The 11,900-nt window shown below is 59.9% G+C and carries 11 protein-coding genes and 1 tRNA gene; 7 read left to right on the top strand and 5 right to left on the bottom strand.

Annotated elements, in window-relative coordinates:
* Positions 1-228: 228 nt before the first annotated feature.
* From ABSE61_RS22485 to ABSE61_RS22470, 4 genes are read left to right on the top strand one after another with little or no spacing between them, the layout of a single operon-like run.
* Positions 229-1,245 (top strand): amino acid ABC transporter substrate-binding protein, encoded by a 1,017-nt coding sequence (locus ABSE61_RS22485; RefSeq protein ID WP_423873335.1) that lies wholly within the window; start codon positions 229-231, stop codon positions 1,243-1,245.
* A 21-nt stretch (positions 1,246-1,266) separates the two neighbouring features.
* The gene (locus tag ABSE61_RS22480; RefSeq protein ID WP_423873334.1) at positions 1,267-2,472 is read left to right on the top strand and encodes an amino acid ABC transporter permease; all 1,206 of its coding nucleotides are present in this window, start codon (positions 1,267-1,269) and stop codon (positions 2,470-2,472) included.
* Positions 2,469-4,022, top strand: coding sequence for an amino acid ABC transporter permease (locus ABSE61_RS22475; RefSeq protein ID WP_423873333.1), 1,554 nt, complete (start codon positions 2,469-2,471; stop codon positions 4,020-4,022). The genes ABSE61_RS22480 and ABSE61_RS22475 overlap by 4 nt, the downstream gene beginning before the upstream one ends.
* A gap of 12 nt (positions 4,023-4,034) precedes the next feature.
* Entirely contained in the window at positions 4,035-4,775 is a 741-nt protein-coding gene (locus ABSE61_RS22470) for an amino acid ABC transporter ATP-binding protein (protein WP_423873332.1), read from the top strand.
* A 29-nt stretch (positions 4,776-4,804) separates the two neighbouring features.
* Here ABSE61_RS22470 and ABSE61_RS22465 read toward each other — a convergent pair whose 3' ends face one another.
* The 4 genes from ABSE61_RS22465 to ABSE61_RS22450 form a co-directional block, all read right to left on the bottom strand.
* Complete coding sequence (locus ABSE61_RS22465; protein WP_423873331.1) at positions 4,805-5,854, bottom strand: cysteine synthase A; 1,050 nt, start codon at positions 5,852-5,854, stop codon at positions 4,805-4,807.
* 100 nt (positions 5,855-5,954) lie between these two features.
* On the bottom strand, positions 5,955-7,184 hold the full coding sequence (locus ABSE61_RS22460) for a class I SAM-dependent methyltransferase (protein WP_423873330.1): 1,230 nt from the start codon (positions 7,182-7,184) through the stop codon (positions 5,955-5,957).
* 17 nt (positions 7,185-7,201) lie between these two features.
* Entirely contained in the window at positions 7,202-8,056 is an 855-nt protein-coding gene (locus tag ABSE61_RS22455) for a DUF1365 domain-containing protein (RefSeq protein WP_423873329.1), read from the bottom strand.
* A gap of 3 nt (positions 8,057-8,059) precedes the next feature.
* Positions 8,060-9,373: an NAD(P)/FAD-dependent oxidoreductase gene (locus ABSE61_RS22450; protein WP_423873328.1), complete on the bottom strand. Its 1,314-nt coding sequence runs from the start codon at positions 9,371-9,373 to the stop codon at positions 8,060-8,062.
* Positions 9,374-9,519: 146 nt separating this feature from the next.
* Here ABSE61_RS22450 and ABSE61_RS22445 point away from each other — a divergent pair, with 146 nt between their 5' ends.
* The 3 genes from ABSE61_RS22445 to ABSE61_RS22435 all read left to right on the top strand — a co-directional run bounded on the left by ABSE61_RS22445 (position 9,520) and on the right by ABSE61_RS22435 (position 11,574).
* Positions 9,520-10,257: a tRNA-uridine aminocarboxypropyltransferase gene (locus ABSE61_RS22445; RefSeq protein ID WP_423873327.1), complete on the top strand. Its 738-nt coding sequence runs from the start codon at positions 9,520-9,522 to the stop codon at positions 10,255-10,257.
* 171 nt (positions 10,258-10,428) lie between these two features.
* Positions 10,429-11,439: a UDP-glucose 4-epimerase GalE gene (gene galE, locus ABSE61_RS22440; RefSeq protein ID WP_423873326.1), complete on the top strand. Its 1,011-nt coding sequence runs from the start codon at positions 10,429-10,431 to the stop codon at positions 11,437-11,439.
* Between the two features lie 61 nt (positions 11,440-11,500).
* Positions 11,501-11,574, top strand: a tRNA-Cys gene (locus ABSE61_RS22435).
* Positions 11,575-11,684: 110 nt separating this feature from the next.
* On the opposite strand, the gene ABSE61_RS22430 is transcribed toward ABSE61_RS22435, so the two are convergent.
* On the bottom strand, positions 11,685-11,864 hold the full coding sequence (locus ABSE61_RS22430; protein WP_423873325.1) for a hypothetical protein: 180 nt from the start codon (positions 11,862-11,864) through the stop codon (positions 11,685-11,687).
* Positions 11,865-11,900 lie beyond the last annotated feature (36 nt).

Raw genomic sequence — 11,900 nt, 5'->3', positions numbered from 1 at the left:
GGCAGGGAAGACCGGCGTCAACCCCTTGACCCGGCCCGCCAGTCGTTCTGTGATAGAGTTTACAACTTCGCTGCAGCTTTGAGGGGGCCTGTTGCGACCGTCGCTTCGTCTTCGAGCCGGAATAAGGGCCAGTGGCCTGTCCGGGTCGGCGTTTGCGGCGGCGGGTTGGCCCACTTTCGCCTGCGTCGACAAGTCATCGTTCCCGGACGACCTTCGAAAGGCTTCGCCATGAAACGTGCTTCTCTTGTCTTTGCCATTGCTCTCGCCACCGGTATTTCGGGCCAGTCTGCGACCGCGCAGACTCTCAAGACCGTCAAGGACCGCGGCATGGTCGCCTGCGGCGTAAGTCAGGGGCTGCCGGGCTTCTCGTCGCCCGACGACAAGGGCAACTGGACCGGGATCGACGTCGACATCTGCCGCGCGGTCGCAGCCGCAATCTTCAACGATCCGACCAAGATCAAGTTCGTGCCGTTGTCCGCCAAAGATCGTTTCACGGCCCTGCAATCCGGCGAAATCGACGTGCTGTCGCGCAACACCACCTGGACGCTGTCGCGCGACACCACGCTTGGCGCAAATTTCACCGGGGTGACCTATTACGACGGACAGGGCTTCATGGTGAGAAAATCGCTCAAGGTCAATTCAGCCCTAGAACTGAACAGCGCCTCGGTTTGCGTGCAGACCGGCACCACCACGGAACAGAATCTCGCCGACTTCTTCAAAAGCAACAACATGAAATATGAGGTGGTCGCGTTTGCCGGCGGAGACGAGACCGTCAAGGCCTATGAGTCTGGACGCTGCGACGCCTTCACCACCGATGCCTCGGGGCTATATGCCTACCGTCTGAAAATGGCCAGTCCTGACGATCACGTGGTACTTCCGGAGATCATCTCGAAGGAGCCGCTCGGCCCGATGGTGCGTCATGGTGACGACCAATGGTTCGACCTGGTGAAATGGGTGTTATTCGCGATGGTGGATGCCGAGGAACTCGGCATCACTCAAAGGAACGTCGACGAGATGGCGAAATCCGACAAACCGGAATTGAAGCGGGTGCTCGGCACCGACGGCAATTTCGGCGAACAGCTCGGCCTGACCAAGGATTGGGTGATCCGGATCGTCAAGGCGACAGGCAACTACGGCGAAACCTTCGATCGCAACGTCGGTGCCGGTTCGCCGCTGAAGATCGCCCGCGGCCTCAATCAACTTTGGAACAAGGGCGGCATTCAATACGCGCCGCCGATCCGCTGATCGCGCCAAGCCATCGCAACGATGAGCATCGAGCCACGACCACCGCCGCGGCAGCTTGTCGCGAAACTGCGGCGGGTGCTGGGTGGCGGCGCGGGCTGGAGAGGGGTCTTCCTTCAGCTCGTGTTCGTGGTTGTGCTCGCCTGGATTGCTTACGAAATCGTCGCCAACGTACGGAATAATCTGGCGTCGCAACGGATTGCGGCCGGCTTCGGGTTTCTGACCAACAATGCGGGTTTTGACGTCAATCAGACGCTGATTCCCTATTCCGGATCAGATTCCTATGCGCGCGTGTTCGTTGTCGGCCTGCTCAACACGCTGCTGGTCGCTGTTATCGGTATCTTCTTTGCGACCGTAATCGGATTCCTGGTGGCACTGGGCCGGTTGTCGCCGAACTGGCTTCTGGCGCGAATTTCCGGCGGCTATGTCGAACTGCTGCGCAACATCCCGCTGCTGTTCCAGATCCTGTTCTGGTATCTCGCCGTGCTCGGGGCGCTCCCACCGCCTAGACAAAGCATTTCGTTGTTCGATCTTTTCTTCCTTTCCAATCGTGGGCTTGTCGTTCCAACGCCGATTCCGCATGCCGGGCTCGAGGCCGTTGCGATCGCACTCTCGATAGCCATCGCAGCTTCGCTGCTGCTGCGATTCTATGCGCAGCGGCAACTGTTTCAGAGCGGCCGGATGATGACGATCTGGCCCACCGTCGTCGGCATGCTGATTGGACTGCCGCTCATCGCCTCACTGGCGTTTGGCGCTCCCGTCAGTTTTGAAATACCTCAGCTCAAAGGATTCAATTTCGCCGGCGGTTCGCGGATCATTCCGGAATTCGTGGCGTTGACGCTGGCGCTGTCGACCTATACGGGCGCCTTTATCGCCGAGGTCGTTCGCGCCGGGATTCTGTCGGTTCACAAAGGGCAGATGGAGGCCGGCGCGTCGCTTGGGCTGTCGCGGGGCGCGACCTTGCGGCTGATCGTGGTGCCGCAGGCGCTGCGCGTCATCCTGCCGCCGTTGACCAACCAATATCTCAACCTCACCAAGAACTCATCGCTTGCGGTGGCGATTGGCTATCCCGATCTGGTCTCGGTATTCGCAGGCACAGCGCTGAACCAGACCGGGCAGGCGATTGAAATCATCGGCATCACGATGGGCGTTTATCTTCTGATCTCGCTGGTGACCAGCGCGATCATGAGCTTCTACAACTGGCGGATCGGCCGGAGCATGGGCGCATGAGCGATCCCGCATCGTCATTCGTTCGACAGGAATTGCTTCCCGAGCGGGCGGCGCCGGTCAAGGTGACAGGCTTTGTCGGTTTCTTGCGTGCACGTCTGTTCAATTCGCCGACCAATATCCTGCTGACGATCGCAAGCGCGCTGCTGCTGTGGTTTACCGTCGTGCCTGCGGTCAAATTTCTGTTGATCGATGCGGTCCCTCCAGTAACACTTTCTCCGACATGGACGCTGGTTTGGAACGGTAAGGATCGCACCGTTTGTCTCGCTAAAGATGCCGAACACGCGGTGGGAGCCTGCTGGCCCTTTGTGGCTGCGAAATTCAGTCAGTTCATCTACGGCTTCTATCCGGAGGCCGAACGCTGGCGGGTCAACCTGACTTTCCTGCTTGCGGCCCTTTTGCTGCTGCCGCTGTTGATCCCGCGATTGCCGGCCAAGGGACTCAATGCCGGCCTGTTCTTTGTCGCGTTTCCCGTCGTCGCTTTCTTTCTGCTTCGCGGCGGTGGACTGAGCGGCTTTGGCATGAACTGGGCAGCCAACTTGTTATCGGGGTTTGCAGACAGCATCGGCGATCTCGGCGGCAGGCTTGCGAGGGCAGGCGAGGCAACAGCGGTGATCGGGCCGCCGGTGCAATGGCTCGGTAAACTCGTTGTACTGTTAGGCGCGGCGGTTTCCGGTCTGGTCTGGCCGCTGGTCCGGCTGAACGGCCAAATCCAAGGCGCCTCCCGCCCGGTATGGGTCGATTTCGCGGTAACGTCGGTGATCGTATCGCTGATCCTGTTTTTCCTCAGCGGCGGTTTTCGCACCGGATGGCGCATATTGCTTGGTGCTATCGCGACCTTTGCCGGCATCGGCATCGTGATCGCGGTGATGGGTCTCGACCGTGGTGGCCTTCCAATTGTCGACAGCGGCCTGTGGGGCGGCCTTTTGGTGACGCTGGTGGTTTCGGTCACCGGTATCGTCACTTCCATGCCGATCGGGATTGCGCTGGCGCTGGGCCGTCGCTCGACGATCCCGCTGATCCGCTTCTTCTCGGTCGGGTTTATCGAATTTTGGCGCGGCGTTCCCCTGATCACCGTGCTGTTCTTTGCAACCTATATGCTGCCGCTGTTTCTGCCGGGCAATTTCAAGATCGACGGTCTGGTTCGCGCCCTGATCGGTATCGCGCTGTTTTCGGGGGCGTATCTAGCTGAGGTCATCCGCGGCGGATTACAGGCGATCCCACGCGGGCAGGGCGAAGCGGCAAGCGCCATCGGCCTCTCCTGGTGGAAGACCACCGCGTTGATCGTGATGCCGCAGGCGCTGCGCCACGTCATTCCCGGGCTCGTCAACAGCTTTATCGGACTGTTCAAGGACACCTCGCTGGTATCGATCGTGGCGCTGTTCGACCTGTTGGGACAGGTGCATGCCTCGTTCGCCGATCCGGTCTGGGCAACGCCGACGACGCTGTTTACGGGCTTTGCCTTTGCCGGAATGATCTATTTCGTGTTTTGTTTTGGAATGTCTCGCTATTCAATGTTCGTCGAAAACAGGCTGAATACTCATCGTGGGTAACCGGGAAACTTCATGACCACAGATTCGATCGTTGGCATTGCCGGGCTCAACAAATGGTACGGCGACTTTCACGTGCTGCGCGACATCAATGTCGATGTAACCAAGGGTGAGCGCATCGTGATCTGCGGTCCGTCCGGCTCCGGAAAGTCGACGTTCATCCGCTGCATCAATGCGCTTGAGGAGTTTCAGGAAGGCCGAATCGTGGTCGACGGCATCGAACTCGGCCCACAACTGCGACGGGTCGATGAGGTCCGGCGCGAAGTGGGGATGGTGTTTCAGAGCTTCAATCTGTTTCCGCATCTGACGGTGTTGGAGAACTGCACGCTCGCGCCGATATGGGTTCGCCATGTCCCGAAGAAAGACGCCGAGGCGGCGGCCATGAAATATCTGGAGCGGGTGAAAATCCCGCATCAGGCCAACAAATACCCGGCTCAGTTGTCGGGCGGCCAGCAGCAGCGGGTCGCCATCGCCCGCGCGCTGACCATGAACCCCAAAGTCATGCTTTTCGACGAGCCGACCTCGGCGCTCGACCCGGAAATGGTCAAGGAGGTGCTCGACACCATGGTCGATCTCGCCAAGGAAGGCATGACCATGCTGGTAGTCACCCACGAAATGGGCTTTGCCAGGGAAGTGGCGAACCGCATCGTTTTCATGGACGCGGGTCAGATCATCGAGACCAACACGCCGGCAAATTTCTTCGCCAATCCGCAGCATGCGCGGACCAAGCTGTTCCTGAGCCAGATCTTGCGCTGATCTCTGATGTTCTCGCAGATGGGCGTCGGCTATCCGAAATGCGCCGTCTCGAACGGAATGTCGATCTTGCTGCGCTTTTCCAGCCACGCCGGCACGGGCAGGTTTTTCGAGCGCATGAATTGCGGATTGAACAATTTTGATTGATAGCGATTTCCGGAATCGCAAAGGATTGTCACGATGGTCTTGCCGGGGCCGAGCTGTTTGGCAAGCCGGATCGCGCCGGCCACATTGATGCCGGTCGAGCCGCCGAGGCAAAGGCCTTCATGCTCGAGCAATTCGTAGATGACGGGAACGGCTTCCTCGTCCGATATCAGATAGGCCTCGTCGACTTTGGCCTGCTCGATGATGGGGGTCACGCGGCCAAGACCGATACCCTCGGTGATCGATCCGCCCGGCGTGGCCTTGGCTTCGCCGTGCTTGAACAGTTCGTACATCGCAGCCCCATGCGGATCAGCGCAACCGATCACAACTCCCTTGTTCTTCTCTTTTAGAAACCGGCTCGTTCCGGCGAGCGTGCCGCCCGATCCGACCGAGCAAATGAAGCCGTCGACCTTGCCGTCCGTCTGTTGCCAGATTTCGGGCCCGGTCGATTCGTAATGCGCTTTCGGATTATCGAGATTGTTCCATTGATCGGCGAACAAGACGCCATTCGGTTCGCGTGCCCGTAATTGATCGGCCAGCCGTCGTCCGATGTGCTGGTAGTTGTTCGCGTTGGCATAGGGCAGCGCGGGCACCTCGACCAGTTCGGCGCCGCAGAGCCGCAACATGTCCTTCTTTTCCTGGCTTTGCGTTTCCGGAATCACGATCAGCGTGCGGTACCCGCGCGCGCTGGCAACGACCGCAAGGCCGATTCCGGTGTTGCCGGCGGTCGCCTCCACCACCAAGCCGCCCGGTCTGAGTTCGCCACGCTTTTCAGCCTCGAGGATCATCCACTTTCCGGCGCGGTCCTTGACGGACTGGCCCGGATTCATGAACTCGGCTTTGCCCAGGATGGTGCAGCCGGTCAGTTCAGAGGCCCGCTTCAGCTTGATCAGCGGGGTATTGCCGATCGCCTCGATGACGTTGTTGTTGATGTTCATGCGCGTTAGATATGCTCGAAGTCGACCCAGGGAAGGCGGACACTAGAGGGCGGGCAATGAAAGTGGAAGCAGGTTCTATCGCCGTTTTGTGCGCTGCGGTCTATTTCGCCTTGGCGAACACGACCTGGCGAACGTCGATATTTCCGGACAGGAATCCGGCTTCGCAGTAGGCGAGATAATATTCCCACAACCGCCGGAACCGATCGTCAAAGCCGAGTCGAATGAGATTCGGCCAGGCCGCGCGAAAGTTATCTCGCCAGGTCGCGAGCGTCTTGGCATAATCTTGCCCAAAGATGCGCTCGCGAATGACGGGCACGCCGAAACGCTCGCCAAGCGCTTTGAGTATCTGTGGGGATGGCAGCATGCCGCCGGGAAACACGTAACGCTGGATGAAATCGACGTCGCGGCGATAATCCTGGAACAAGCTGTCCTGGATGGTGATCGCCTGGATGCCGGCCAGGCCGCCGGGGAGCAGGCGGTCACGCAGTTGCGAAAAATAGTTCGGCCAAAATTCCTCGCCCACCGCCTCGATCATTTCGATAGAAGCGATGCGATCATACTGGTCGCGTTCGTCGCGATAGTCCTGCAACCTGATCTCGACTTGGTCGGCAAGGCCCGCAGCCTGGATACGGGCCTGGGCGAAGTCGCGCTGCTCCTTGCTGATGGTCAGTCCGACCACCTTCGCACCCAAGGCTTTCGCTGCATATTCGGCGAACCCACCCCATCCGCAACCGATCTCGAGCAATCTTTGACCCGGCTTGAGGTCGATCGCCTCGGCAAGCCGGCGGTATTTGTTGTTTTGGGCAGCGGTCAGATCCGCTGTATCGCCCTCAAACAGCGCCGACGAATACGTCATGCTGGGGTCGAGCCACGCCGAATAGAAAGCGTTTCCGATATCGTAGTGTTTGTAGATGTTACGGCGCGCCTGGCGTCTCGTATTGCGGTTGAGCCAGTGCCGGACCACCTGCATGGCCCGCACCATTGGCTTGCCGATCAGCATCGAGCGCATCCAGTCCTGATTCACGCAGAACAGGTAGAGAAATTGGGTCAGGTCGGGCGTGTCCCATTCGCCGCGCAAATAAGCTTCGGCAATGCCGATGTCACCGCCGCGAATAAGGCGCGAGGCAAAACCATAGTGATACACTTTCATCGCCGCGGTCGGCCCCGGCGCGTTGTCGCCGAGTTTGACGGCGCGGCCATCCGGCAAGGTCACTTCGAGCGAACCGTAACGCAGCCTGGCGCCATAGCCGAGCGCCAAACGGACCATGCGAGGCAGGTTCGCCGGCAAGCGATCCACCGTATCTGACGTGATCGGAATCATCTCGGGCATGGCCGACCGACCTAACTTCACCTTCCGCGGACAGACGTCACAGTCGAAATATAATCACTGCGCGCCTCGGTCGCCAAGGTTTCATCCGCGGTCTTGCCCTGCCGGGGCACCAACCGGACCCCCTTCAGCCGGAGCCGCAGCGCCTCCCAATGAATGGCGGCCATGATTTTCAGGGTCACCACGGGGAGCGAAAAGAATGAGCGTAGCAACTCCTGGGTGGTCAGGATGCGCCGATGTCCGTTAAAGGTTGCCGAAAGCAGCGGGCCTTCGCTATCGGTTTCGAGAATGCGCAGTTTGACCCGGTCTAGCGGCAGCATGACCCTGAAATGGTAGCGCATGGCCATCTCGACGAAGGGCGATACGTAAAACCGCTTGTCTTGGGTCTGGCGGATGCCGGCCGGGCTGATGTCGCCGTGCTTCACCGGCAGCACATAGGCATGGATGTCGCCGAACGTGTTGCGGACCTCATAGATAAGGAGGGCAGGCTGGCCGTGTGTGCCGTAGCAGAAGTAAACCGAAAGCGGATTGAAGGTGTAACCGAACAGCCGGGGATAGCACAGCAGCAACACCCGCCCGCCGGTCAGATCGATACCGTGTTCGGCTGCGCAGCGCTCCGCATAGAGCCGCAACGATGAGCCGTCCCGGTCGCCGTGATCGGCCTCGTGGAAACTGTACAGTGCGCGCCGGTTGACGCCGAACAACGGCGTTTGCCGGTCGGCGACCTCCAGTCGATCGAGGTCGATCAGCAGGCTCATCACGCGATAGCTGAAGCGATGCCCGACCGGCTTGAGGCGGGCATGCATGACGTCGCCGACGTAAAGCGCGGCTGCATCGCCATCGATCCCGGCTGGTTTGACGTGAACATTCCGCATGGCCTACTCCGCGGCCTCAGCCAGTTCCGGCAGGGGTTCGCGCCAGGGCGCGGTGGCACCCAACGCTTCCGCAACCGACAATGCCGACCTTAGCCCGTCTTCATGGAAGCCGTAACCGGTCCATGCGCCGCAGAACCAGGTATGGCGTTTGCCCTGGATGTCCTCGAGCCGTCGTTGGGCGGCAAAGGCTGCTGCGTCATACTGGGGATGTTCGCAGATATATTTACCGAAAGTGAGCGTGGGATCGGGTTCGAAAGGAGGATTGAGGCTGACGAACAGCGGTTTGCTTTTGTCGATGCCTTGAAGCTCGTTCATCCAGTAGGTCACGGCAACGTCGTTGACGGCTGCTCCCTGGCGGGGCCAGCGCAGAAAATTCCACGCCCCCCATACCCGTCGCCGTCGCGGCATGAGTCTGGTGTCGCGGTGCAGGTAAATCGTGTTGGGGGAATAGCCGATCGCGCCCAGAACGGAGCGCTCCCGTTCGTCGGCATCGGCGAGCATCTTGAGAGCTTGATCGCTGTGAGCTGCAATCACGACATGGTCGTAGGTTTCGCTGGCGCCATGGCTGTCGGTCACGACTACGCCACGCGCTTTCCGCTCGATCGAAGTAACCGCGCAGCCGAGACGAATGCAGTCGCGAAACGCGTCGGTCAGCTTCTCGACGTAATTTCGGCTGCCGCCCTTGACGGTTCGCCAGACCGGCCGGTCATACTGCAAGAGGCGATGATTGCTGAAAAACGCGACGAAATTCTCGGCCGGAAAGGCGAGCATATCGCGGGCCGGCGTCGACCAGATCGCAGCGCCCATCGGACCCAGATAGTCCGATAACAGTCGCGGTGCGAAATTCCTCCGGCGAAAATATTCGCCCAGGCTTAATCCGGCCAGCCGCCCGGCGGCGTAGTCTTCGACGCTCTGGCGGTTGAAGGTCAGGATGTCCCGCAGCATCCACAGATAACTGGGCGCAAGCAGATTTCGCGGCTGCGCAAACAGCCCTGTTGCCGTCTCCCACCATCCGTTGCCGCCGCCTTTCCACTCGAAGCGGCCGCCATCGGCGGTCACGGCAAAGCTCATGCGGCTTTCCACCGTCTCAACACCGAGGTGGTCGAACATCGCCGTCAGATCCGGGTAGTTGAGTTCATTGTAGACGATGAAGCCGATATCGACCGCGATCGGCGTGCCGTCATAGTCGACGTTGATGGTGTGGCTGTGTCCGCCTGGCCGGATTTCCCGCTCATAGACGGTTACCGGGTAACGTTTTGACAAGGTCCACGCAGCGGCATTGCCGGCAATTCCCGTCCCAACCACCGCTATGCGCATACCATTCCTCGCCCCGCTGACACTCCAGATACGGGAAGTCGTACCGGAAGTTTCGCGTAAGGAGAGTGCTGTATGGATTTGCGAAGGCAAACCCCGGACTATCCCGGGCCGTTGAAGCCCTTCGCCGCGCGGCGTATAGCAGGCCTATGTCAAGACCATCCGAGGCTAAAGATGGCATCGTCCCGACCTTGGCGACGCCGGAGTGCCCGCATTGCCGCAAACCGACGCCTTTATGCGTCTGCGAGGGCGTCAAGCCGATCAAAAACCGCCTCGACCTCTTGATCTTGCAGCATCCGCAGGAGCAGGACCGGGCGCTTGGCACGGCTCGCCTGACGGCGATGCACTTTGACAGGGCGGTCCTCAAGATCGGGCTGTCCTGGCCCAGTCTCTCGAAAGCCTTAGGACGACCCGTCGCCGACCCTTCCCGCTGGGCGGTGCTCTATTTAGGATCTGCGAAGGCAGCCGATCTCGACACGACCGAAGAAGTCGTCGCCATCAATCGCAAAGGCGAGGTAGCGGAACATCAGCGCGCCACTCTGCAGGAGATTGAGGGCGTGGTGCTGCTGGACGGCACCTGGAGCCAGGCCAAGGCACTGTGGTGGCGCAATGCGTGGATGCTGAAATGCCAGCGGGTGATCCTCGGACCCGCGCAGCCGTCGCGTTACGGGAAGCTTCGCCGCGAACCACGCCGCGACGGGCTCTCCACCATCGAGGCGGCGGCGCTGATTCTTTCCCGTCTTGAACGGCGGCCCGACATCGCCGACACCCTGAACGCCAGCTTCGCGCAGATGCTGGAAAGATACCGGAAAGCCCTCGATGAGCAGCCTTCGCTGGCGCCTAAGCCGCGGCCGAAGCGGGATTATCGGCGCCGGCGGCGGCCATGAGCGGGAGTTTCCGGCTCTTGCCCACTCGCGGGATAGTGGCCCATTTTAAGTCGTCGTTATCGGGATCGGAGGTCTAATTACTCATCGGTTATAAGGACGGGCCGGGTCCGGCAAACCTTTGTTCGAGAACCTCTTGTTTGAAAAACCTGGTCCAGACGCAAGGATATTCCAATGATTTTGGTAACCGGCGGTGCCGGATATATCGGATCTCATACCTGTGTCGAGCTTCTAAATGCCGGCAAGGACGTCGTGGTCCTCGATAATTTTTCCAACTCTAGCCGAACGTCGCTCGAACGCGTTCAACAGATTTGCAGGAAGCGGCTCGCGGTCGTCGACGGCGATATTCGTGACCAGACGATGGTCGAGAAGGTCTTGAATGAATTCGGATGCACCGCGGTGATCCATTTCGCCGGCCTGAAATCGGTGTTCGATTCCGTTACGTCGCCGCTCGACTACTACGATAACAACGTCATTGGCACCCATCGCCTGTTGCGCGCCATGCAAGCGAGCCACGTCAAGCGCATCATCTTCTCATCGTCCGCGACCGTGTATGGAGACCCGAAGTTTCTGCCTTACACCGAGGATCACCCGCTCAAGCCGGTTAATCCCTACGGCCAGACGAAGTTCGTTGTTGAGGAAATGCTGCGCGATTTATCCGCCAGCGATTCCACCTGGAGCATCGGCATACTTCGTTACTTCAATCCGATCGGTGCGCATGAAAGCGGTCTGATCGGTGAGGATCCGAAGGGAGTGCCGAACAATCTCCTGCCATTCGTTGCTCAGGTTGCGGTCGGGCGGCGCGATCGCCTGAACGTTTTCGGAGGCGATTACGACACGCCTGATGGAACGGGCGTACGTGATTACATTCATGTCGTGGATCTGGCTCAGGGGCACGTCGCTGCGTTGGCGTCGCTTGAGCAGCCCGCATGCATTGCGGTCAATCTGGGGACGGGCCGGGGCTATAGCGTGCTGGAGGTCGTCAAGGCTTTCGAGAATGCCAGCGGCAAACCGGTTCCTTACGAGATCCGGCCGCGGCGCTCCGGCGATATCGCCTCATGCTATGCGGCGACCGATCGCGCAGAGAAATATCTGGGGGGATGGCGGGCCAAAAGAAACCTGGAGACGATGTGCAAAGACCATTGGCGATGGCAAAGCCAAAATCCCAACGGATATGACGGATAGCGCGGGCGGGGTCGGGGGTGGTTGCCTAACCCTGTGGCCACCTGTATTGATCCGCCCATGGGGCCACGTGGCGGAGTGGTTACGCAGCGGTCTGCAAAACCGTTTACTCCGGTTCAATTCCGGACGTGGCCTCCATCAATTAAATCAAAGACTTATAGCGGGTTTTGGAGAAGGAGCTGAGGGCTCATCCAAGGCGCCCCCGCGCGCGGCATTTGCGGCCGGCAGACAAACGCCAAGCACATGCTTTAGCAGGCCGCGTGCCAGCCGTCGGGGAACGGAATAAGCGGCCAGGCCAAGCCGTTGTCGTTGGCGGCCTCAGGCTGTGGACCGAACGTCATCATGCCGGTCACGAAATCCTCTTGGGGAATCGGTGCAACGGCCGCGTTCACGGCGTCCAGCAACCGTTCGAATTCCGCTTCACCCATCGTGCGCTCCTAAAGTCCGAGCGTCGAGCGTCGCAA

It is taken from the genome of Bradyrhizobium sp., assembly GCF_049519115.1.
Classification (GTDB): domain Bacteria; phylum Pseudomonadota; class Alphaproteobacteria; order Rhizobiales; family Xanthobacteraceae; genus Bradyrhizobium.
The sequence above is the reverse complement of the archived record's forward strand: the minus strand, read 5'-3'. Positions and strand labels throughout refer to the sequence as shown.